20 protein-coding genes, 1 pseudogene and 1 riboswitch are annotated in these 24,354 nt (G+C 37.2%); of the genes and pseudogenes, 2 read left to right on the top strand and 19 right to left on the bottom strand.

Annotated elements, in window-relative coordinates:
- Position 1: 1 nt before the first annotated feature.
- The 5 genes from IGK70_RS09450 to IGK70_RS09470 all read right to left on the bottom strand — a co-directional run bounded on the left by IGK70_RS09450 (position 2) and on the right by IGK70_RS09470 (position 3,192).
- Positions 2–583 (bottom strand): xanthine phosphoribosyltransferase, encoded by a 582-nt coding sequence (locus tag IGK70_RS09450; RefSeq protein WP_071981518.1) that lies wholly within the window; start codon positions 581–583, stop codon positions 2–4.
- A 154-nt stretch (positions 584–737) separates the two neighbouring features.
- Positions 738–835, bottom strand: a riboswitch (purine riboswitch).
- Between the two features lie 146 nt (positions 836–981).
- The gene (locus IGK70_RS09455) at positions 982–1,668 is read right to left on the bottom strand and encodes a hydrolase (RefSeq protein WP_002356802.1); all 687 of its coding nucleotides are present in this window, start codon (positions 1,666–1,668) and stop codon (positions 982–984) included.
- Between the two features lie 19 nt (positions 1,669–1,687).
- Positions 1,688–2,329 (bottom strand): glycoside hydrolase family 73 protein, encoded by a 642-nt coding sequence (locus tag IGK70_RS09460; protein WP_002366997.1) that lies wholly within the window; start codon positions 2,327–2,329, stop codon positions 1,688–1,690.
- Positions 2,330–2,428: 99 nt separating this feature from the next.
- Positions 2,429–2,608, bottom strand: coding sequence for a hypothetical protein (locus tag IGK70_RS09465; RefSeq protein ID WP_002384259.1), 180 nt, complete (start codon positions 2,606–2,608; stop codon positions 2,429–2,431).
- A gap of 59 nt (positions 2,609–2,667) precedes the next feature.
- Positions 2,668–3,192, bottom strand: a complete 525-nt coding sequence (locus IGK70_RS09470; RefSeq protein ID WP_002382789.1) for a hypothetical protein — start codon at positions 3,190–3,192, stop codon at positions 2,668–2,670.
- Positions 3,193–3,358: 166 nt separating this feature from the next.
- Between IGK70_RS09470 and IGK70_RS09475 the strand changes: the two genes are divergently transcribed.
- Positions 3,359–4,318, top strand: coding sequence for a Gfo/Idh/MocA family protein (locus IGK70_RS09475; RefSeq protein WP_002382786.1), 960 nt, complete (start codon positions 3,359–3,361; stop codon positions 4,316–4,318).
- A gap of 46 nt (positions 4,319–4,364) precedes the next feature.
- Here IGK70_RS09475 and asnS read toward each other — a convergent pair whose 3' ends face one another.
- The 5 genes from asnS to IGK70_RS09500 form a co-directional block, all read right to left on the bottom strand.
- A complete protein-coding gene (gene asnS / locus IGK70_RS09480; protein ID WP_002398791.1) occupies positions 4,365–5,717 on the bottom strand; it encodes an asparagine--tRNA ligase in 1,353 nt (450 codons plus the stop codon).
- 16 nt (positions 5,718–5,733) lie between these two features.
- The gene (locus IGK70_RS09485; protein WP_002359774.1) at positions 5,734–6,933 is read right to left on the bottom strand and encodes a pyridoxal phosphate-dependent aminotransferase; all 1,200 of its coding nucleotides are present in this window, start codon (positions 6,931–6,933) and stop codon (positions 5,734–5,736) included.
- 38 nt (positions 6,934–6,971) lie between these two features.
- Positions 6,972–7,490 (bottom strand): cell wall elongation regulator TseB-like domain-containing protein, encoded by a 519-nt coding sequence (locus IGK70_RS09490; protein WP_002382785.1) that lies wholly within the window; start codon positions 7,488–7,490, stop codon positions 6,972–6,974.
- A gap of 75 nt (positions 7,491–7,565) precedes the next feature.
- Positions 7,566–10,355 carry an ATP-dependent DNA helicase DinG gene (locus IGK70_RS09495; protein ID WP_071981519.1) on the bottom strand — a complete coding sequence of 930 codons (2,790 nt, stop codon included), beginning with the start codon at positions 10,353–10,355 and terminating at the stop codon, positions 7,566–7,568.
- Between the two features lie 367 nt (positions 10,356–10,722).
- On the bottom strand, positions 10,723–11,979 hold the full coding sequence (locus IGK70_RS09500; protein ID WP_010827586.1) for a hypothetical protein: 1,257 nt from the start codon (positions 11,977–11,979) through the stop codon (positions 10,723–10,725).
- 120 nt (positions 11,980–12,099) lie between these two features.
- On the opposite strand from IGK70_RS09500, the gene IGK70_RS09505 reads away from it, so the two are divergent.
- A complete protein-coding gene (locus tag IGK70_RS09505) occupies positions 12,100–12,537 on the top strand; it encodes a MarR family winged helix-turn-helix transcriptional regulator (protein WP_071981520.1) in 438 nt (145 codons plus the stop codon).
- 275 nt (positions 12,538–12,812) lie between these two features.
- On the opposite strand, the gene IGK70_RS09510 is transcribed toward IGK70_RS09505, so the two are convergent.
- From IGK70_RS09510 to IGK70_RS09550, 9 genes and pseudogenes are all read right to left on the bottom strand, one after another.
- Positions 12,813–14,189, bottom strand: coding sequence for a hypothetical protein (locus IGK70_RS09510; protein ID WP_071981521.1), 1,377 nt, complete (start codon positions 14,187–14,189; stop codon positions 12,813–12,815).
- Between the two features lie 217 nt (positions 14,190–14,406).
- Positions 14,407–15,864 carry an amino acid permease gene (locus IGK70_RS09515; RefSeq protein WP_002356790.1) on the bottom strand — a complete coding sequence of 486 codons (1,458 nt, stop codon included), beginning with the start codon at positions 15,862–15,864 and terminating at the stop codon, positions 14,407–14,409.
- Positions 15,865–16,075: 211 nt separating this feature from the next.
- Positions 16,076–20,431: a PolC-type DNA polymerase III gene (locus IGK70_RS09520; RefSeq protein ID WP_002381593.1), complete on the bottom strand. Its 4,356-nt coding sequence runs from the start codon at positions 20,429–20,431 to the stop codon at positions 16,076–16,078.
- Positions 20,432–20,673: 242 nt separating this feature from the next.
- Positions 20,674–21,009, bottom strand: a complete 336-nt coding sequence (locus IGK70_RS09525) for a hypothetical protein (protein WP_002381591.1) — start codon at positions 21,007–21,009, stop codon at positions 20,674–20,676.
- Between the two features lie 3 nt (positions 21,010–21,012).
- Positions 21,013–21,303 carry a hypothetical protein gene (locus IGK70_RS09530; RefSeq protein WP_010826188.1) on the bottom strand — a complete coding sequence of 97 codons (291 nt, stop codon included), beginning with the start codon at positions 21,301–21,303 and terminating at the stop codon, positions 21,013–21,015.
- A gap of 13 nt (positions 21,304–21,316) precedes the next feature.
- A complete protein-coding gene (locus IGK70_RS09535) occupies positions 21,317–22,633 on the bottom strand; it encodes a hypothetical protein (RefSeq protein ID WP_010816153.1) in 1,317 nt (438 codons plus the stop codon).
- A gap of 13 nt (positions 22,634–22,646) precedes the next feature.
- Positions 22,647–23,183, bottom strand: a complete 537-nt coding sequence (locus IGK70_RS09540) for a hypothetical protein (RefSeq protein WP_010828902.1) — start codon at positions 23,181–23,183, stop codon at positions 22,647–22,649.
- Between the two features lie 61 nt (positions 23,184–23,244).
- Positions 23,245–23,568 (bottom strand): annotated as a pseudogene (locus tag IGK70_RS09545) (hypothetical protein); the annotation flags it as partial.
- A gap of 12 nt (positions 23,569–23,580) precedes the next feature.
- Positions 23,581–24,111, bottom strand: coding sequence for a hypothetical protein (locus tag IGK70_RS09550; RefSeq protein ID WP_010707318.1), 531 nt, complete (start codon positions 24,109–24,111; stop codon positions 23,581–23,583).
- Positions 24,112–24,354 lie beyond the last annotated feature (243 nt).

Raw genomic sequence — 24,354 nt, forward strand, 5'->3', positions numbered from 1 at the left:
ATTATGCATCCTCCTCTAAAAACGTCACCGTTCCTTCACTTAATGAAGCAATACGTGCTAAAGAGACTACATTTAAGCCCATGTCTTCTAATAACTGACGACCATCTTGGAATGATTTTTCAATTACGATACCAATTCCTTCAACCTTTGTACCAGCCTGTTGGCATAATTCTACCAACCCTTTGGCAGCTTGTCCGTTAGCTAAAAAGTCATCAATAATCAACACTTTATCAGCATCAGATAAAAATTTTCTTGAAATGGAAATTTGACTTGTCACTTGTTTTGTAAATGAATAAACTGAAGCCGTTAAGAGCTCTTCATCCATGGTTAAACTTTTTGCCTTACGAGCGAAGATCATTGGCACGCCTAATTTTTGCGCTGCGTATAAGGCAGGAGCGATTCCTGATGCTTCAATTGTAATTACTTTGGTAATGCCTGCTTCTGCGAAAACCTCAGCAAAACGATTACCCATAGCCTCCATCAATTCTGGATCCACTTGGTGCGTAATAAAACTATCTACTTTTAAAACACCTTCACCTAATACACGGCCATCATTTTTAATACGTTCGACTAATTCCTTCACAATATGAACTCCTTTACTTATTTTTCGATAGATGCTTTGTTCTCATCCTGAGGAAAGGACGGTTCGTTAAAAACGAACGAAATAAAACAAAGTGCTATTTATATTCGTGTTCTAACAAAAGAAAAAAGCCCATTTTGCCAAAGCAAAAAAGGGCTATCCGCTCTTCTTCACTTATAGACCAGCATTTACGGTGCTGGGTAGAGACGGTCAACCGTATTTTAACCTTATACAAGCTTCTATGTTTCTCTAGGATAGTACAAAAATCTCTAACTTTCAATGGTTTAACAACTTTTTTTCATTAGAATTTTCAAATAATTGGTTCATTCTTCCATTGTTCCGTAAAAGCGAACATTAAATAGCTAAAAACGCTTTGGCAGGATAGACTGCCAAAGCGTTTTTTATTCTTCATCGGTTGCTTTTTCTTGTTCACGATATTTTTTCATTTTTTTGCTGAATAATTCACCGTTACTAGGGGGCGTATATGTAATAGCATTCGCTCCGGCGATAATGGTTTCATGAATACTCGATTCAGTTGGTCCTCCTGTTGCAATAATCGGTAATTCTGGATACTTGCCACGGAAATAGCGTACGGTGGCTGCAGTGTCTTTTCCCGCACTGATATTAATCATATCCACGCCAGCCGCAAGTTTTTCATCAATTGGCGTATGAATAGAAGTTACTGTGCTGATAATAGGAATATCGATTGCTTCATCCACCATTTTAATTGTTTCAATTGGTGTAGGACCATTCAAAACGACACCCATTGAGCCTTGTGCTTCTGCAAATAAACTCATATAAGCAGAACGCATACCTTGCGTTAAACCGCCGCCGACTCCTGAAAAGACAGGAATATCCGCTGCTTCAATAATGCCTTTTGTAATCGCTGGATGCGGTGTAAAAGGATATACAGCAATCACTGCCTGTGCATCCGTATTGCGGATAATCGCAATATCTGTCGTAAAAATAATTGATTTTATTTTACGGCCAAAAATTTTAATGCCACTGGCTTGCCGAATAATCTCTGGCATTTTTACAATATCTTGTTTCAGCGGCGTCATAATTTCTGGAATCCACTTTTCGCTCATTGTCATCGTTCCTCCATGCTTAACGGTCGTATTTATTTAAATTGTATTCTTCAATTACATGAATGATCTTATCAGCGTATGTAGGATCCGTTGCGTATCCAGCATCTTGAAGCGCTTGTGCAGCCTCTTTATAATTTTTGGCTAACAAGACTTTTTCATATAAATTTGGATCCCAATCGACCCCATCAACAAATAACTTGGTATGATCTCGCATGGATTCTTCCCAATTGTCATAAACTCGAAAATCGCCCTGAATCGTAATCCAGACCTCATTGACATACTCTTTTGTTTCTAAATTGACTTTTGGTTGATTGCCATATGCTTTAATCCCAAAAAGATTGTTATATTTCGATGCTAATTGACTTTGTCCAAAATTTGATTCTAAAACTGCTTGCCCCATAATAATACTTGGTAATACCCCGTAAGATTCTTGTAATTCACGTGCATACGGTGTGATTTCAGCAACAAATTCTTCTTTTGAGATGTTTTCATTTTGGCGATTGACTGACTCGCTTTGTCCCTTATCTGAATCAGAAAGGACAGATAACGAAAAGACAAAGGCCAAACCGACGACAACTACGCCTAAGAATAACTTTGGCAAATTCAGCTGCTTTTTTCTTTTTTTCTGATAGTTGCTCACTTCATTAATTCCCCACTTCATCTTTTATTTTCCGATAAAATGTTTCACTATCTTTCACTTTCGTGATTGATTTCATTTGTTACTATAACCGAATAATTGTATCATTTTCACAGAAAATTATCAACTTTCATCACTGCTTACGCTCGTGATTTCAGTACTTGATTCAGTGGTAGCAGTTGAAGAAACTGTACTACTTTCAGAAATTTTAGTGGATGATTTCACTGTTGTTTCAGTTGATGTGTGAACAGATTCTTCAACTGGCTTTTTGCCAAAAAAGACAAAAATTACCGCACCAAACATAATAATCACAGATAAAATCCCAGCAATTGTGTATTTCAAAAGACCATCCTTCCTATTCGTTATTCACCTACGTAAGTATCCATCAGATTTTCATTGACCCAATCTAATAATTCAACTTTTGAACCTTCCAATTGTCGTTGAATCGTAGCTGGTAACCGGAATGTAATAATATCATCAAAACCCCATTCGCCATAGGCCAGCGTCACTTTCAAATCAATATAACCAGCAGCAATTTCTTGTTCCTGTTTATTGTTAGGAATCAATTCTACAACGCCCAAATCAGATTGTAACCATTTTTTGGCAATTGTTGTTTTTAACCGTTTATATTCCGAAACAGCTAGGTTACGTTTTTCCGGAAATAAGATGGTTTGGCGGAGTATTTTTTGAGTCAGCATCCACTCATAATCCGTAAACAAATTCTTAATTTTTTGCATGACTTCATTGTCCAAACCAAATTGGCCTTCTTTCCAAGCTTGCCAATCGGCTGCTTGAATTTGATAAGCGGAGTAAAAATTTTCTTCTGTTTGGTACTGTTCAATAATTGCGTCAACAATAATATCTACATAAACTTGATGCATAATCATTCGCCTCCATTTTCTATTTTACTGAAATTCTCTAAAAAAAGCATCTTTTTATCTCTGGATTTTATCATATTTACAAAATTGTCCTTGTTTTCTAATTTCTCTTGTTTACAGTATAATAAATAATGAAGAAGATTTGAAGAAATTGCATAGATTAGGAGGACTTCTTTTGACAAAAAAATTATATCAATGGGGCATCGTCGGATTAGGTGGGATTGCCCACGAATTTGCTTCAACGTTTAAACAAGAAACTAGCCAACTTGCAGCTGTTGCTTCACGGACATTGTCTAAAGCAGAACAATTTGCCGCTGATTATTCAATCCCTAAAGCCTATGGTTCTTATGAAGAATTGCTAGCAGATGAAACAATCGATGTTGTTTATATAGCAGTGCCAAATAAACAACATGCTGAACACATTTTAAAAGCGCTCCAGGCCGGAAAACATGTGTTGTGTGAAAAAGCTATTACGATGAACGCGGCAGAATTAAAACAAGCCTTGGCAGTTGCAGAAAAAAATGACCTTATTTTAGCAGAAGCCATGACTATTTTTAACATGCCACTATACGACGAATTACGTCGCTTGATGGATGCTGGCAAATTTGGTCAGTTAAAAATGATTCAAGCACCATTTGGAAGTTACAAAGAACCCGATCCTAAAAATCGCTTTTTTAATCCTGACTTAGCAGGCGGCGCATTGTTAGATATTGGTACTTATGCGGTTTCGTTTGCTCGTTGGTTTCTCAGCTCACAGCCAGACGTTTTAGCTTCTAGCATGGTTCCCTTCTCTACTGGCGTTGATGAACAATCGGTGACATTGCTTCGGAATAAAGAAAATGAGTTGGCTACTATTTCATTAACATTCCAAGCAAAAATGCCAAAGCAAGGAATTGTTGCTTTTGAAGATGCCTATATTACCATTACAGATTATCCACGTGCAGATGAAGCAATCGTTCACTACAATGACGGTACGGTTGAGACCATCGTTTCTGGGTACTCAGCTGAAGCCATGAATTATGAAATCTACAATATGGTTGAAGCAATCAAAGGTACACAACCCAACCGCTCCTTATTTTTCACGACAGAAGTCATTGATATTTTGGACCAGATGCAAAAATTATGGCAGAATTAAAAAAAGAACTTCGGCTTTTGCTGAAGTTCTCTTTTTTATTTGTTCTCTATGGATAAATACGGTTTAACATACGTGGGAATGGAATCGCTTCACGAATGTGTTCATTACCAGTAATGAACGTAACAGCACGTTCTAAACCTAATCCGAAGCCAGAATGTGGTACAGAACCGTATTTACGTAAATCTAAATACCAGCTATATTCTTCTTCAGATAAGCCAAACTCAGCTACTTTTTCTTTCAAATAATCATAATCAGTTGCACGCTCTGAACCACCGATAATTTCACCATAACCTTCTGGCGCAATTAAATCGGCACAAATTACAACATCTTCACGTGTTGGATGTGGTTTCATATAGAAGGCTTTAATTGCTTTTGGATAATTTAAAATGAATGTTGGAACGCCATAGTAATTTGAAATAAAGGTTTCATGTGGGCTACCAAAGTCTTCGCCCCATTCAATGTGATCATAATCATTGTTTGCTTCTTCTTTTTGTAATAACTCAATCGCATCATCGTAAGTAATACGTTTGAATGGTTCCGAAACATATTTCTCTAGTAACGCTGTATCACGTTCTAAAACATCCAATGGATATTGTTGATTTTTCAATACTGATTTAATTAAATGTTTTACGTAGGCTTCTTGAATATCTAGTGATTCTTCATGAGTTGTGTATGCCATTTCTGGTTCAATCATCCAGAATTCCGTTAAGTGACGACGAGTTTTGGATTTTTCCGCGCGGAAAGTTGGTCCAAAAGTAAAGACTTTTCCAAATGCCATCGCACCAGCTTCTGCATATAATTGACCTGTTTGTGATAAGAATGCTGGTTGTCCGAAGTAATCTGTTTCAAATAATTCTGTTGTGCCTTCTGGTGCTGAGCCTGTTAAAATTGGGCTGTCAATTTTAATGAATCCTTGTTCGTTAAAGAACTCGTAAGTAGCACGAATAATTTCGTTACGAACTAACATGATTGCATGTTGTTTGCTTGAACGTAACCATAAATGACGATGATCCATTAAGAAATCTGTGCCGTGTTCTTTCGGCGTAATTGGGTAATCTTCTGAAGCGCCAACAACTTCTAAATCAGTGATATCCATTTCATAGCCGAATTTAGAACGGCTATCTTCTTTGATAACACCAGTAACCATGACTGCTGTTTCTTGTGATAAATGTTTAATTTCTTGGAATTTTTCTGTACCAGTTTCTTCACCAAAGGCTTCAATGAAGTTTGGTTTGAACACGACACCTTGGAAAAAGGCTGTCCCGTCACGTAATTGTAAAAAGGCAATTTTTCCGCTTGAACGTTTGTTAGCAATCCAAGCGCCAATTTTTACTGTTTCTCCAACATGTTTGTTTGAATCAATAATTTGAATTTGTTCCACGTTTGTCTCTCCGTTCATTTCTTAGTTTATTCTTTTAGGCGTTGTGCTGAATTCGTTTCTTTTCTATAAAGTCATTCATTCGCTCAATCGCTTTTTCTAACGTCATTAAATCTGTCGCATAGCTCATCCGCACATGTTCTGGTGCACCAAAGCCCTCTCCCGTTACCAGAGCAACATGCGCTTCTTGTAATAAATCTTCCACCCAATTAGTCACGTTATCATACCCACAAATTTCTAATGTTTTTTTGACATTCGGGAATAGATAAAAGGCGCCTTCAGGTTTTATTAGCGAAACACCTGGCAAAGCTGCTACTTTTGGATAGATATGATTCAGGCGTTTTTCAAAGGCCTGACGCATGTCTTCAACTGTCGACTGTTCACCTGTTAAAGCCTCAATTGCCGCATATTGGCTAACTGCGACTGGATTACTGGTGGATTGTGAAGCGAGTTGTGTCATTGCTTGAATAATTTTTTCATCCCCGACTGCAAAACCAATGCGCCAGCCTGTCATTGCATATGTTTTGGAAACACCATTAATAATGATTGTCTGTTGACGAATTGCTTCTGAGATGGTTGCAATTGGTGTGAACCGATGTCCATTGTACACCAAACGACCATAAATATCATCTGCAATAATGAGGATATTATGAGCAACTGCCCATTCACCAATTTGGCGTAATTCTTCTTCCGTATAAATAACACCAGTTGGGTTAGATGGTGAATTTAGAATGATTGCTTTTGTTTTGTCCGTTCGTACAGCTTCTAATTGTGCGACTGACACTTTAAATGATTGCTCTTGCGTGCTTGATACAAATACTGGCTTGCCTTCTGCTAACTTGACTTGTTCACCATAACTTACCCAATAAGGGACAGGGATAATCACTTCGTCCCCAACGTTCAAAATGGCTTGAAATAATAGATACAGCGCATATTTGGCACCATCTGTCACAATAACTTGCTTGGGTTGATAACGAAGTTGATATTCTCGTTCCACATAAGAGACAATTGCTTGCTTTAATTCAGGAATGCCGCCAGAAGGTGTGTAATAACTTGCTCTTCCATCCTCAATTGAAGCAATTGCTGCTTTTTGAATATTTTTCGGGGTTACAAAATCTGGTTCCCCAACCGTTAAGCTTAAAACATCTACACCTTTTGCTTTTAATGCTTTCGCTTTGGCGGCAGCTGCTAATGTAACAGAAGGAGTCAATTGCTGTGCTCGATTTGATACGTTCATACACCTTTCACTCCCACTTTCATCAAAACCTATCTAAATTAAATATCTTTGACAACGTTGATCTCTTCGCCTTTATCAAAGCTCATAAGATAATATGTTAGTACTCCTTGATCATTTTCGGTGACCACTTCCCATGCAGGGCGCTTATCATAAAGCCCTAACGTAGCTTTCATCACCGATTCATCGGGATGGGCTTTAGCAACAATGTCTGTTATTTGTTGTTCAGTTTGACCATCTTTTTGATTTAAGACCGTGACTTTTTCTCCCGATTTAGGGACAATCACGACAATCTCTGTGCCTTTATCATTTTTGCCGGTTAAAGTAAAATACGTATTTTTGCGTGTAAACCAGTAAAATTTATCAACTGTTTCTAAATTAGCAGAAGTTTTGGCAATTGCGGTTGCTTCTTTTTTGGCTTGAGCCATTGGTTGATTGGTTCGTACAAAAAAGATAATTATTGTTACAAGAATTGCTAAAAGGATTGCCAATAGGGTTAAAAGGACAGTAATCCGTTTCTTCTCTTTCTTTTCTTCTAATTCCTCCAAAAATCCTTCCATCCTCTCTAAACTTACTGGGTCTTATTATAGCAGAAAAATAGCGGCCTTTCACAAATATGACCTAAAAATAATCGATTATTTGTTTAAAAATTCCTTTAATTCTTCTAAAATTTCAGGCATGGGCGCTTCTTTTACTGAGAGTCCCTTGGGAAACGCTTTGATTAATCGTTTGCCATATTTTGCAGTGACTAAACGACGATCCAGAATCAGCAATGCCCCTCTATCTTCTTCAGAACGGATTAAACGGCCCAGTGCTTGTCGCAAACGTAAGGCTGCTTTCGGTACCGCTTCTTGAGCAAATGGTTGTATCCCTTCTGCTTCTAAATACGCATATTTTGCTTGCACAAGTGGTCGTTTCGGGTTTTCAAAAGGTAAACGCGTGACTATCAATAACTGTAAAGCTGTTCCTGGTAAGTCCACACCTTCCCAAAAGCTATCGGCTCCTAGCAAGACATTCGGTTTTCCATTAGAGAACCGTTTAAGAATTTTTTCACGACTGCCGCTAATCCCTTGGGCGAGGACCTCTTGTCCTTTTTCCAATAATCTCGGCTGGACTTGATGATACACGGTGGACAATAATTCATGCGAAGTAAAAAGAACCAACAGCGAACGTTCCTCTTGCGCCATCAATTTTTCAATGGTATCTGAAATGTATTGACCCATTTCATAGGAAGAGGCATTTTGAATGGCTACTGCTTCTTCCGGTACATAGACTCGCGCATTTTCTGCATAGTTATATGGCGTTGGCAGGGTTTTGAACATCACCTCTGTTAAACCTAATCGTTGCGGTAAATACTTTTTATTGTTGCCAAACTTCAATGTGCCGCTTGTATAAATAATTCGTTCATACCGCGGATACCACTTTGTTTCAGGAAGCAAACTAGCTTCTAAGTCATGAATTTCAATCAAGCCATGGTCTTCATTTTGCGGTAAATATTCTTTTACCCAACGTGGACGCCAATCATCAAGATAAATGGTAAAACAGTGATGAATACGTTCAATTTCATCAAAAAATTGAAACAAGCGAACAAAAACGATGCGATCAGCCAAACTAAAGGTTTCCAACTGACTCATAATTGTTTGCTGTAACTTACTTTGAATAGTTAACAACTCCTGCAGTAAAAGCTGGAGCGTTTGACTATGTTTTTCTCCCGCAGCAGATAAATAATCAATACGTTCTTTGGTTAAAAGCAACTCCTGATGGTCTATCCGCTTCTGCGTTTTACTAAATAAACGATGCAATTCAAAAAGAAAATCTTGCCATTCATCCACAAAATCCAGTAAACCTTGCTGATAAATTTTTACAAACCGCTGCTCTTCAGAAAACTGTTGAAAAATTTGCTGTAAAGCAACAAAAAGTTGTTCTTTTTCAATAAAATGTGTGACTTGTTTTTTTAGTATCACACTGTTCACTCGTTCGCTCGCCATCCGACTAGCGATGTCTGGTAAATGATGTGCTTCATCAATAATTAGCCACGGACTTTCAGGTAATAACGGTTGTTTCCTTAGCGACTCTTGCGCCAAAAATGCATGATTAACAATCAACACGTTACTTTGAGCGACTTTTTTATACAGATGTCTTAAAAAGTCAACTTCATAAAGTTCATCTTTTTTTGAAAGAAAATCCAATCCGCGATGTGTAACTTCTTTCCAGAATAAATGATTTAAATTCGTCAATTGTAGTTCATCTAAATCGCCCGTTTCTGTTTCTAGCAACCAGACGAGAACGCCCATTTGATAAAGAGCGTATTGTTTTTGCGGAGTTGGCTGATTCAACGTTGCCTTAAAGCGTTGTAAATCAAGATAGTGTCGATGGCTTTTAATAACAATGCCTCGTAATTTCCCTTGGCAGATTTGATTGGCTAATGGTAAATCTTTTTCCACTAATTGATTTTGTAAAACAATCGAAACTGTTGAAATGATGACTGGTTTTTCTGGCGTTGCTAAATAGCTCATCGGCAACAGATAGCCTAATGTTTTTCCCGTTCCAGTCGCTGCTTCAATAAATAAATCTTTTGTCGTTCCTTCTGTAAAATGATCATAGACTAAATTCATCATCCGACTCTGTTCCGCACGATAAGCGAAACGTTCGCCAAACAGTTTTTCTTTGGCTTTTTTAGTTTTGGGATACGTACTAGTCTGATAGAACGTTTCTTCAAAAAGAGGAACTTCTTTTTTGCGTAAAGCAATGCCACTGACCACTTGATAAGCTGGATTTAATGGTGTGACTTGTTTTTTCATTTGTTCATACGTTTGTTGAATAAAGGCACTGGTTTCCCGCGCTGTCTGTTGACTTAATTCCGCAATTTTTTCCATAGTGACTAATGGTAAAGATTTCATTTTTTCTTGAATTAATAACAAAAGTTCGGCTGTAACCTGCGCATCACTATCTGCTTGATGGGGATTCTCATGAGACAAACCTAAACTTTCCGACAAATCACTTAAACGGAAACTTTTTTCTGTCGGTAAAAAAATCTGTGCCAATTCCACTGTATCAATGGCTGGAATGGTAAGTGGCGGCGTGCCACACCGTACCAGTTCACGAGCTAAAAAATTATAATCAAAGTGGACGTTATGCGCCACAAAAATAGTATCTTCCAGATAATGATAAATTGTATGTGCTACATCTTCAAAATAAGGCGCTTTTTGAACTTGCGTATTACTAATCCCCGTTAAACTTTGAATTTGTTTTGGTACTACTTGATTGGGATTCACATCTGTCGCAAAGTTCGCAATAATCTTTCCATCTTGAACGAGAACGCATCCAAACTGAATGATCCGATCACTTGTAGGATCTGTTCCAGTCGTCTCAAGGTCAACTACTGCATACACTTGTTTGTCTTTCAATGACTTCACGCCTTTCATTCATCTTTGAAAATTATACTACAATTTATAGGATTTTCACTAGTATTTCAAAAATTCTCTTGAAATCTTTTCCAGAGATAAAAAAGTTTACAATCAATCCCTCAAAACCATAAAATGAAGACCGCAAATCCTTATTATGATTTGCGGTCTTCATTTTATATCATCTTGAAAACTTATTGTCGCAATAGTCGATAAGTCGAAGTACGCAGCTGTATCAACCTGGCACTTAAATATTTTGTTGAAAAGTTTCTGAAGCATAATCCTGAAATCAATCCACTTTGATGATTTACTAATAATACCGCAGCATCCTCTTTGTTCAAATATTTATACAAATCTTTTATTACTTAATTCCTCTTTTGTATTGCTATTAAATCTGTTCTTTAGCAGAGTTTTGTCCTTTAGCAATCAACTCGCCACCTAAATGGAAGTTTTCTACCACACCACCATCAATATGATAACATGTTACATTATCGCCATGAGTTACAATATTTTTACCGATTTCTAACTGTTGGACTTCACCGCCAGGTTTAACACTAATTCCATCTGCAGCTAGCGACATAATTACACCTTTTACTAAGGTATTCCCAATAGATCCATGTGTTTCAACAGAGTTATTGACTTTGATAGAACCTACTGGCTTACTAATTTGAATGCCAATCGCACCTTGTCCATAAGTTGTAATGGAATCAAATTCTGCGTTATCAACGGTTCCATCGTATTGATTAAAACCTCGAGCTCCTAAACCATATGTAGAAATTTCTTCTTTTGCAATAAAATTATGAACAATTCCAAAGTTCACAAAACCAATCCCACTAGCACCATAAGAAATTACCGGTTTTTCTAATGTCCAATTAACCACTTCCCCCCAAACATCGAGAACCATATCATTGGTTCCATAAGTTACGACAGTTCCTAAGCTATGAATCTTTTCTGCTTTAACACTGTTTACAATAAAGATACCGCCAGTAATTAAATTAGGTTGTCCTGCTGGAATCATCCCGTTTGTATAAATATCACCTGTTGTTAGTTGATCCACACGAACTTGCCCACCATTGTCATTGAAACCACTAATAAAAATACCGGAACCAACGCTCGGTGCATTTTCACGACCAATGGTTATGTTTTCTAAAGTTGCTTTAATTAGACTATCAGGATTACTATTATAGTTATAAATTGTGAACGCTCCTTGATAGACATTCACGCCATATTTTTGTGGCTGTTCAGAGTAGCGACGGCTATCAGCCATAACAACGTCAATGTCTTTTGCGATAATTGTGGTTTTCATTGTGGCTTCTCTAGTCAATAATTGAATTTGTCCAGTAATCGTTAAATTTTGTAAAGTAATTATACCTAAATCTTCTTCAACAGATTCAATGAAGATTGCTCGATTGCTCGGATTTGTTTGGATAGCAATATTAGTAATTTCATTATTTCCATTTAAAGCAATTCCATCGTCACTACTAAAGGCTAACAAAACAAGTTGATCCTTCGCTCCTACTAATTTAACTCCTTTTGGCACATGCAAAACAGTAGGCGAAGTCATTGAATTTTGTAATTCAATCACAGATTCTTCTGCGTTTTTCAATGCTTGTTGTAATTCTAAAATCGTACTGACTTTTTTCATATTACCACTTCCTTTTCCCTTATTTTTTCCTTTTTCATCAAAAGTACACGTTAAACCCTTGACAATTTTTATTATATTCTATTTAATGGACTTGTCAACTATTTTCGTTAGGAGGAAAAAATGTCTCAATTTCACTTAATTAGTAAATATATTGCAACCATTTACCGCAAATCAAAAAATGATTTTAATCAACAAATCACTCATTTAGACGTTCGTGCAACACAGAGTGATATTTTATTATTTATCTATGAGCATCCTAATTTTTTACAAAAACAAATTGCAGAACAAATGGCAATTGATCCTAGTCTACTAACACGAGATTTGCGGACTTTAGAAAAAAAAGGCTTATTGCTACGAATTTCCGACCAAACAGACGGACGTGCCAAACGAATTGTTTTAACTGAACAAGGCGTTCAATTAGCACAACGCCTGCAACAGATTATGGATCAATGGTGGCAAGATTTCTTTCAAAAAATGCCAGAACTAAAACCCGAAGAAGTCATGCCAAAATTGGAAAAAGTTTATCTTCATTTAACTGAAGACGAAACTTCTGATTAACACGAGCTAAGTTCTAAAACCAAAAATGTGTAGTCTAATATCGAATCAAAATCATTAAATTCTTCGATAATTACAATCTATATCGACTTATTTTTAGCGATACTTTAGAAATCTGAACAAAAATGTTTCAGTTTTTATCAATTTTTAAGCCTGAGACAAAAATTCAAAATGATTCTTGTCTCAGGCTTTTTTTGAACCTCACCATTAGTTTAAGCATTAAGATATATTAGATAGTCGTTTTGGTTTATGTAGCCCATCCCTTTCTAGTCAATTTATTAATAACAGTCAAGGATTTTCTGCATATACTGGTTTAATTGCCCATAGCCTTCCAATTCTCTGATTACTGGGAGCGGACAACGAACCTTTTTATTAAATAGGGTCCGCTTTTCAACATATTCTGTAACTTCGTCTAAAAATTTATCTAATCCTTTTTCTAATTTTATACAACTTAACTGATTGCAAATTCGCACGTCTCCTGCCTTTTTCTTTTGAACTTGTTTAAATGATTGTGAGAATGCTTTTGCTTCAAGCATTTGTACTTCTAACTGTCTTTTTTCAATCGTTATTTTCGGAACTGCTTGATTTCCATCAGTATCCTCTAACTGGCGACTCATAAAGCGACGATAAATTTCCTCTTCTAATTCGTCCAATTGTCGTTGAAAGTCTGCAGGAATTGTCCGACTTGATGAATTTTCTTCCTCACTTTCCATAGAGACAGCTTCTTTTTCTGGCTTCTGCTCCTCTTCTTTTTCGGCAGATTCATTCACTGAATTTAGCGAGCTTTTTTCTGTTTCTTGTAGAAAAGTAAATAAAGGTTTTACCGCGGTGCTCTGCTGGTTTTCTTGAGGTTCTTCTGGCAGCGCTTCTTCAAATGGCGCTGGTTCAGATAACACTGGTTCTTTCGCTCGTTCTTCAAGCGCTGGTTTGTTAACAGGAAGCACTGCTTCACTTGGTGCTACAGTAGTTTCAACTTCTTGCTTTTCCAGATTATCAGGCGAGAGATTGACGTCTGGTTGTTCCGGATTAGTATCCTCTGATATTTTCAGAGATGCCTGTTCTGCGGCTATCACAGGAGAAGCTCTTTTCAAATGGATCGTTTTTATTTGTCTAGAAATGACGGGATTTCTCGTTTGATTAACGGCTTCATTCAAGGAGGCTAAATTTTCTTTTAAAAGTGTCAACATTTCACGTAAGACAGCAATTTCACCAGCTAATTCCGTTAATTGATTTTCTTGCGGCACTACTTGCACATTGGTTTCATTCGTACGGACTGTTTTTTTATTTTTAGTTGTCGGTATTTCATACATCCATTGTTTTAGTGCGAATCGTAAGTCACGAGTGGTCGGCTCAAAGCTTCCAAAATAAACAGTGTAGTACATTAACTCCGTTTCAACATAGACATAAATCTTTTTAACAATTAACTCTTCAAACTGTTCTGATTCATCCCAACTTTCACATAAAGCCTCAAAAAATTGTTCCCCTTCTGCTAAATTTTGATACTCTTTCGCTAAATAAAGCTTGCGAATTAAGTAAAAATTATACGGTGTTTCAACATTATCCGCATAAATTTCTCGTCCTAAAAAATCTGGATTCGTTTCTTTACAAAGAAAGACCGTTTTCTCTTCTGGTTGTGTTTCAAGTGTTTTAGTCATGAGGTTCACTTCCTTTTTCTCCGTTAATAACCATTTTTAATGATAGATACCTTTAGTATACAGGAGAAATTCTTCTGATTTTCTCATGTTTTTAAGAGACAACAGAAATTTTAGAGAAAAATCGATAGAAAAAAACGTGAGACAAACAGTCCTATTGACCATTTATCTCACGCAAAATACTTAAACTGACTATTTTATCCTTGAAACATGCAACCAATTATTCTGCTGAATCAATTGGCAAAATTGTGTCTTTTTTCTCGCGACGTGCAATTGCTGGTAAAATCATTCCTAATAGAATTAAGACGATTGGTGTCACAATGTTAGAAGCTAATTGGAACAACCAGCCTTGAGGGTCTGAGGCATACTCAAATTTAGGCACCATTCCTAGGATACAAGCAAAGGCTGTAAATAGGAAACACCAAAGACCAAACACAAAACCAATTTTAGGATTTTTAACAAATTTATATTCTGAATTAAATTGTTTGTATGCTTTGTTTAGAAGCATATAGGCAAAGAAGACCCACAAGTAACGCATTGGCATAACTACAGAATTTAAGTTAGTTAGCCATTTAACCACTTCGTTCATGTCCTTCAACCCAAACATCGGTAAAGCAATAATAATACTTACTAAAATACCTGTTAATAAGTAACCATTAATTAACGTACCTTTTTTCGTACGTTTACGTAACCAACTTGGAACAAATTCTGGATCTGCTTCAGCTAAAAGAATTTTCAGTGGAGCATCAATTGAAAAGGCTAACGCAGCCACTTGACCCACTGTATTCGTCAAAGCATAAACAATCATTAAGAGATTACCGACACCATAATATGCGCCTAATTTTTGGAAGGCACTGTAGGCACCATTTGCCATTAAATCTTTAGGAATATTGTCACTTGAGAATAACATTCCCATTGCAAATGAACCTAAAACAGCCGATAAACCAACCATTGCTGCTAGGAAAATCATTCCTTTAGGGAACTCTTTGGCTGGATTTTTAGTTGCATTTACGTAAGGAGAAATTTTTTCAGCGCCACCTACCGCAAAAACTAACATTGATACGGTTGTAAAATAACTAAAGTCAAATTTAGGAATGTAAGTGCTGACTTGTGACATGTTTGGCGTCGCAAATTCAACCGTTGAATTAATAAATGGTGCGCCTACCGCTAATAAAATGAATAAAATAGACATCACAAACATGGCGGTTCCAGCTAAACCACCAATAACTTTTAAGGTGGTTAACCCTTTCGTTGATAATAACAAGAAAACCAAGAAAATTATTAATGAAATAAATGATACCGTTACGATTGGCATCGTATTGACTAAGTTTCCATTCCCTTGAACTGCCCAACCTAAGGCAATTAAAATTGCTTGTGGTTTTTGTGCCAAGTAAGGAATGTGCACTACCCAATAAGTCCATGCTGCATAATAGGCTAGACGTTTAGTACTGGTGTTTTGCACCCACGAACTAACCCCACCATTACTGTCTTTAAATGTTGAACCTAACTGTCCTACGATTAAGGCATAGGGAATAAAATATAAAACTAAAATCAAAAGCCATGAAGTGACCACTGAAATCCCTTGTTGTGCATAATTATTCACAACATTTCCAAGACCCCAGACCATGTTAAAGGCAATTAACCCGACGGTAAACCATCGTAATTGCTTTTTGTCCATATAACCAATTCCTTTCTTAATAAAAAAATAAAGCTCTTCATTTATCATAAGCATTTTACTTTTTATGCACAAGCTTAACATAATTAAATAAAGATGGCTTTTTAATAAGTAATTAAAACGCTTCTAGCAATGGTTTTCTAATTTATTTGTTTACTAAAAAAGGGGCGGTGAATAAGTCGCTTCACCGCCCCTTTTCTAAGAGATTTTTCTTTTATAACATATCAAATAATGATAATTGGTTTTCATCTGGCAAGTCTTTTAAGACACCATTTTCATTCATGTATTCAATTAACGTTTTAGAAACTTTGCCTCGTGTTGCCAAATCTTCTTTCGACAAGAACGGTTGCTCTTCTCGCGCAGCGACAATGGCTTTCGCTACGTTGAGTCCTAAACTTGGCACTGCTCGGAAAGGTGCAATCAAGGTATCCCCTTCAATCACAAAATTTTCAGCATCTGATTTGTACAAATCAATCATGCCAAATTTATAGCCCCGTTCCAGCATTTCATTACATAATTCTAAAACCGTTAATAAGTTTTTCTCTTTGGTGGAGGCGTCCATCCCTTTGTCCGTAATTTCTTTCATTCGTGCTTTCACAGCTTCTTTCCCTTGTGACATTGCCACTAAGTCAAAGTCATCCGCCCGAACGGAGAAAAATGCACAGTAATATAAGATTGGGAAATAAACTTTAAAGTAAGCGACCCGCAATGCCATTAATACGTATGCTGCCGCATGGGCTTTCGGGAACATATATTTAATTTTAGAACAAGAATCAATATACCAGTCAGGGACGTTGTTTTCCTTCATCGCATTTAAATACGTATCCCGTAGTTCATCAGGAATCTTATTCCATTGTCCTTTACGTACCGTTTCCATAATCTTAAAGGCCATCCCACTGTCCAAACCAGCATGAATTAAATAAACCATGATATCATCCCGACAACCAATTACTTCAGCAAGATTGGCTTCGCCACGGCGAATCAATTCTTCTGCATTCCCTAGCCACACATCGGTTCCGTGAGACAGTCCAGAAATTTGAAGTAATTCTGCAAAAGTTGATGGATGGGTCTGTTCTAACATACCTCGAACGAAACGTGTCCCAAATTCAGGAATTCCTAAAGTTCCTGTTTTAGAATAAATTTGCTCTGCATCCACACCTAGAACATCAGGTCCTTCAAAAATACGCATCACTTCTGGATCGTCTGTTGGGATGGTTTTTGGCTCAATCCCAGATAAATCTTGTAACATCCGAATCACGGTCGGATCATCATGTCCTAGAATATCAAGTTTTAAAATATTATCGTGAATAGAATGGAAATCAAAGTGCGTCGTTTTCCATTCTGCCTCTTGATCATCTGCAGGGTATTGGATTGGCGTAAAGTCATAAACATCCATGTAATCAGGAATTACAATAATACCGCCGGGATGCTGCCCAGTCGTCCGTTTAACCCCTGTTGAACCTTTGGCTAAGCGATCAATTTCAGCACCACGCAAATGTAAATTATGATCTCTTTCATATCCTTTAACAAAGCCATACGCTGTTTTGTCGGCTACTGTACCAATGGTTCCTGCCCGGTAGACATATTCTTCACCAAAAAGAACTTTCGTGTAGTTATGGGCTTCGGCTTGATAATCGCCAGAAAAGTTCAAATCGATATCAGGAACTTTGTCGCCATGGAATCCTAAGAACGTTTCAAAAGGAATATCGTGACCATCTTTAAACAATCGAGCGCCACATTTTGGACAGGCTTTTTCAGGCATATCAAAACCTGAACCATAGGAACCATCTTCATAGAACTCAGAATATTGACACTCAGGACAATAATAATGTGGCGCTAAAGGATTTACTTCAGTAATCCCTGTCATTGTCGCAACAAAACTCGAACCGACAGAGCCCCGTGAACCGACTAAATAGCCGTCTTCATTACTTTTATGCACCAGTTTTTGAGAAATTAAATAAATAACCGAGAAACCATTCCCGTTAATCGAATTCAGTTCCTTTTCTAAACGTTTTTCGACAATTTCTGGTAAAGGATCGCCATACAATTCGCGCGCACGATTGTAGCTTAAATCAGTGATTTCTTGTTCAGACCCAGGAATTTTTGGCGTATACAAATCGTCTTTTACTGGAATAACTTCTTCACATAAATCAGCGACTTTGTTGGGATTTTCTACCACAATTCGCTTAGCGACGTCTTGTCCTAAAAATTGGAATTCCGTTAACATTTCATCGGTGGTTCTGAAATGAACCTTTGGTAAACTATGGCGATTTAACGGATTAGCGCCACCCATAGACCCGACTAAAATTTTCCGATAGATGGCATCTTCTTCATTTAAATAATGAACATTTCCAGTGGCGACAACCAGCTTGCCAAGTTCGTCACCGATTTTCACTAGATTACTAATAATTTCTTCCAAATCTGCTTCATTTTTCACCAATTCTTGTTCAATTAATGGCGCGTATACTGGTTTGGGCATAACTTCAATATAATCGTAGAATTTGGCACGATTTTTTGCTTCTTCGACACCTTTTTGCATCATTGCTTCAAAAATTTCGCCGTTTGAACATGCGGAACCGATTAAAAGCCCTTCTCTTAATTTCGATAATTGCGAACGAGGAATCCGTGGTACTCGGAAAAAATAATCTACATTGGACATGGAAATCAATTTAAAAAGATTTTTTAATCCTGCTTGAGTTGTTGCTAAAATCGTTGCATGGAAAGGTCGAGCTCGTTTGTATGAGTCTCCTTCGCCAATATGACGATTCAAATCATCATGGAAATGCATATCATGATTCTCTTTCGCTTCTTTTAAGAAAATCCAGCACAAATGACCTGTTGATTCCGAGTCATAGATGGCGCGGTGATGTTGTTCTAAGTTGACGCCAAATTTTTTCGATAAGGTATTTAGACGATGGCTTTTGAAATGTGGATACAAGAATCTGGATAATTCTAATGTATCGATGACGGGATTAGCCGCTTCAGGTATTCCATGTTTGCCATAACTTGTATTTAAGAACCCCATATCAAAAGAAGCGTTGTGGGCCACTAAAATAGTTCCTTCTGAAAATTCTTTAAACATGCGTAAAACTTCTTCTTCGGATTTTGAACCGCGCACCATTTCATCTGTAATCCCAGTTAAATTGATCGTTGTTTGAGATAATGGATGGCCAGGATCAATAAATTGCTCAAAAGTCTCAATGACATTTCCTTTGTGCATTTTGACAGCGGCCAATTCAATAATTGTATCATAAACAGCGGAAAGCCCCGTTGTTTCCACGTCAAAGACCACATAGGTAGCATCTGTTAATTCAATATGTTCTTCGTTGTAAGCAATAGGTACACCATCATCAACAATATTGGCTTCCACGCCGTATAAAATTTTAACGCCTGCTTTTTTACCTGCAGCATGGGCATCAGGAAACGCTTGGGCGCCGCCATGATCCGTAATTGCGATGGCCTTGTGACCCCATTTCCCCGCTTGCGCCACTAAGTCACCGACTTTATTGGTCGCATCCATTGTACTCATGTTACTATGCATGTGTAATTCTACACGTTTTTCACCTTCTGGCGCGTAGTCTTTTCTTGGCGCATGGGCGACTTCCATCAAATCTTGAGCATTCATGACTAAATCACGCATGAAGGTATCTTCTTGTACACTACCACGAACACGAATCCAACTTTGTGGTTGAATCGCATCAAAAACTTGTTCATCTTTTTCCCCATTCGAAAATTTCTTCACCACGAAAGAGGAAGTATAATCAGTTATTTTCAAAATTAAAATTTTTCGTTTAGAACGCAATTCACGCACTTCTTTATCAAAAATAAAGCCTTCAATCGTTATCCGACGTTCTTCTTCCAGTATGTTTCCCATTGGCATAATGGGTTCATCATTGGGAATATTCCGCCCTAAACGAATTGGACCATCAAACGCAGGCGCTTGTTGTTGTTTTTCTTTTTTCATTTGTTCATGTTTAACAAGCGATTCAGCAGCTTGTTGTTGAAAGGCTGCGGCTTGTTCTAATTTTTGCTCTTCAAACTTTTTCAGCACTTCTGCAGCTTGCTGTTGATCCATTTTTGGTTCAATATGAAATTTAGGAAACCCGTAAGAGAAATAAAGTTCCTCAATAATTGGTAAATATTGTTGCTTCAAATAAGGAATAACTGCTTCATTATCAACAGGTAAAATAATTTTCCGATCTTCAAATTGTGGTGTCTGTGTTTTTAAGACTTTCTGAACTAACGGCGTATTGCATTGACTATTTAACAAGGCCAACTGCCAATAATCCGTTAATTGTTCCTCAGTAAATGTTGTCTGATTTGTGGTTATTTGAACGGAAACCTGTGCAATTTGTTGAAAAGCTAGTTCCAATTGTTGCATAAATGTTTGATATAGCATCACTGGCATCAATTCATCAAAACTTAAATGAAATTCCCATAAGCGACTTTGTTGGTGAACAATGACCTTGTCAATCCGGCCATTTTGAATTAAGGGATGTTCTTTCGCTGTGTCATCTAACTGAATTTGCGTCATCAGTTTATCAAATAAATCGCGTGCTTTTTCTGTCACAAAATGAACCTCCTTCTATCATTGAAAAAAGGCCCTCAGACAAATCTGTCAAGTGCCTTTTTTCGGTTTCTCTGCATTCGCTTCTCTATTAAGTATACTCGTTTTTTGTAAAAAAACAATCTTGTTCCGTCAATGGCTTGCTAAAAATTAGAGAACAAGAGTAATGTACTCGTGAAGAATTCCATTATTTGTTTGAACATATTGAACAAAAAACATCCTGTCAATCCGTATTTACCAATCCCTTACAAATCCATTCTTGCCATTTCTTCCAATTTCTCAATCTCTTTTCGATAATTTTTCCGCATGGTTTGTTCTGTTTCTTCTAGGATTGAAACAAACCGATTTTCTGTTCGTTTCACTTCATCTAAACTGGTGGCTATTTGATGATGAAACATTCGTTTGTCCCAAGTATCATTTCTAGTAAAATAAGCCACCTTGTCTACTAGTTGGTTCGTTTGTTGTCTAAATCGCTGGATTTCAGCGGAAACATGTTGCTGTTGTTGATTGATTCTGCGCTTTTCTTGATAATAGCTGTCTTCAATCATCTGGTAACTGCGGCGTTTTTCTTCCGGTGTCATCTCCTAACCTCCTTTTGCTGGTGTTTTTAAATTTGCGTCAGGAATCGCTTTCAAATAATGGCTCGCTGCGTCCGCCACTTGCCCTTGAAACGCACCTTTTAAGGAAGATGGCAACGCAGTTTTTGATTGCTTGCTCATTAATTTTGAAAGTTCCTTGATTGTCTGTGTGGAGGTTTGTTTGATGGTTGCGATTCTGGTTTGTTTTGCTGTAATCACAGCTTGAATGGCTTGGCGTTCTTGCATCTTTTGTATGCGTTCTAATTCTAATTGAAGTTCTCTTTCCAGTTCATCCATGTGCGACATCCTTTCATTTCTGTGTAAATAACTGATTCCCTGCTTGGCGATCGTATTCTTGAATATTTTTAGCCGCAGTTGTTAACTTTTCACTAAATGTCATCAGTTTTTGATTATATTGTTGAACTTGTTTCCGATTGTGACTGGCCTGTGCCTCGTCCCACAAACGACTTTTTTCATAGGGTGCAATCATTGCTTGGACCTCAGAATAAGACAAATATTGTCTTATTTCATTGGCACTTGTTAAAATTTCCTTGGAAATTTCTGCTAACGCTTGTTCTGTGTCTTGCTGGCTTTGTTTCAGCAATTTCTCCGCTTCTTCACCGATTGTTCTAGCCTGATTAGCTACCTGTAATGCCAAGTCTGCTCGTAACTTGATTTTTTGACCGCCAGAAGCACTGGCAATTTTTGTATGTAAGGAACGAATAGCTTTATCAGTACCAGATTTTAATTTTTCCAAATTCGCATTCGTTTGCGCAAATTCGCCATAGAGTTCTAAGTACTCCTGCACTCGTTTTTTCGCTTCGGCTTCATTATTTGTGGTGGGATCCCAGTCGCCATTTTTCTTTGCCCAGACTTTCGCTGCTAACTTGACTTGCTCCAAAGTCATATTCGGTGCGAAAATGCCATCTTTGGCTAAACGATCCAAATCCAAGTCGTCCCCGTCAAAATAGTTAGCTAAAGTATTATGTTCACCAACCCCTGAAATCGAAGAAAGCGTGCCATATTTACTATCACGTCCTGACAGTGCTGCCCATGAATCATTTTGGTAGCGAATCAAAAATTCTGGATTTTCTTGTAACCACTGTTTTTCACTCGTCGTTAAACGTTCAAATTGATTGCGGCCCCAATCATCAAAACTGGTGGTACGAAAGCCCATTTCTTGCCCGTATTTCCCTGCCATTTTCATCATGTAGCCACCTGATTGACTAAAGCCTGCAACATCGGTAATTGTGCCGTTTTGCGAGGCGATTTTTTGCTGCGTTTGTTTTAAAAAATTTTCAGCTTCCTGATATTCTTCAGAAAGTCCACCTACAAAAGCTGTCCCAGCTGTCTCAAAGCCTTTTTTACCTTCATCCCCAAAGGAATTGGTACCAGCGTACACGACAGCGACGTTGTTATAGTCAGGTTTACCTTGGTCATCTAAAGGGGCGATGGCCATGGCATTTAGTTGGCTGGATTGGGTGCTGGCGGCTTTGTGGATTATTTTGAAGTCTTGTGTTTTGTCTTGAATTTCTAAAACTACTGTATCACTATTCAATTGAACTGTCTCTTTTGTAGAATCAATTGCTTTTGCTAAGGTCTCTGTTGTAATTTCATCATTACTCAAATTCCTTTCCCTCCTAATATATTAATTCATGAATTTCTAAGTTATAAACTACTTTTGCATTTGGACTTCCTTTATCAGACTTTCTAAATCTCTCAAAAACTTTTTTTTCAGCTTGGTTCAAATCGTATGTCGCATTCCTTAATCCTACTCTAACTGCAACATCTGTATTTTTATCGTTTAATGAGTCTAGCACAACATATTTTTTCAATTCATCATCATATTCTGTTTTATCGGTTAGACGAAAATACATCATGAAATAATCATCTTTAGATACATATACTCTAATTTCACTATTAACATAATTCCCCAACAGCGAAGTCCCATATCCTTTTGCATTCCGCCATTCTACGCCAACGCCTTGCCACTCAATCTTCTCAATGCCTTCGTAGTTTTCCACTAAATAGTTCGACACATATTTTTGAATTAAATCGATTCCTTGTTGGTAATCCTTTTCTATTGCTTTTTTATCCATGTATTGTTTTCCTCCGATTCCTATTATGATTAGTAATGCAGTAGCTAAACCAATTAGCCACCATCTTCCTTTTTTCACTAGCTTCCCTCCTTTCTTTTTATGTACAATCATGTTTTAAAACTCTATGTTAAGATATTCAGGCTTCCTGATATTCAGAAGAAAAGCCACCTACAAAAGCCGTCCCAGCTGTTTCAAAGCCTTTTTTGCCTTCATCACCAAAGGAATTGGTACCAGCGTACACGACAGTGACATTGTTATAGTCAGGTTTGCCTTGGTCATCTAAAGGGGCGATGGCCATGGCATTTAGTTGGTTGGATTGGGTGCTGGCGGCTTTGTGGATGATTTTGAAGTCTGTTTTTTTTCCTTGAATTTTCAATCGTACATTTGTATTCTTTGTTTGAACAGTATCTTTCGTCTCATCAATAGCGTTAGCTAATATTTCCGTTGTGATTTCTCTACTCATAGATTCTCCCCCCTAATAGTTCAACTCATAAATTTCTAAGTTATAAATGATTTTTGCATTATCACTACCAAAAATTGACTTCTCTAGCTTCGTGAATGATTCTTTTTCACTCTGTTTTAAATCATAGGTAGCATTTTCCAAATCCGATTTGATTGAAAAATCAATATTTTCAGAATTCAAAGAACTTGCTTTAACATATTTTTTCAAATTATTGTCATAATCTGTTTCATCTGTCAAAGTAAATCTTACAGAAAAATATTTATCTTCTGATACAAATATATTCACTCTAGTATTCACATAATTCCCCAACAACGAAGGCCCATATCCTTTTGCATTCCGCCATTCCACGCCAACGCCTTGCCACTCAATCTTCTCAATACCTTCATAGTTTTCTACCAAATAGTTTGATACATATTTTTGAATTAAACCGATGCCTTGTTGGTAATCTTTTTCTATTGCTTTTTTATCCATGTATTGTTTCCCTCCAATTCCTATTATGATTAGTACTACAGCAGCTAAGGTACTTAGTTTTCCTTTTTTCACTGGCTTCCCTCCTTTCTTTTTTATGTACAATCATGTTTTAACACTTATTGGATTCGTCCCATAAATTCCTTTCACTAGTACAGCACCAATGCTACTGGGTTCCCTTTACTAGCCTAACTTCATTCAATCGTTTCTCTTCTGAAAGAGTATTTTCTTTAATTTTCTAACCTATTTTTTATTAGTTATAATCTCTTCCATTTAATCTAATGAATTAGCCACTATTTTATAATATCACCAACATAT

Origin of the sequence: Enterococcus sp. DIV0358, assembly GCF_051713465.1 — a bacterium.
Lineage (GTDB): Bacteria > Bacillota > Bacilli > Lactobacillales > Enterococcaceae > Enterococcus > Enterococcus faecalis.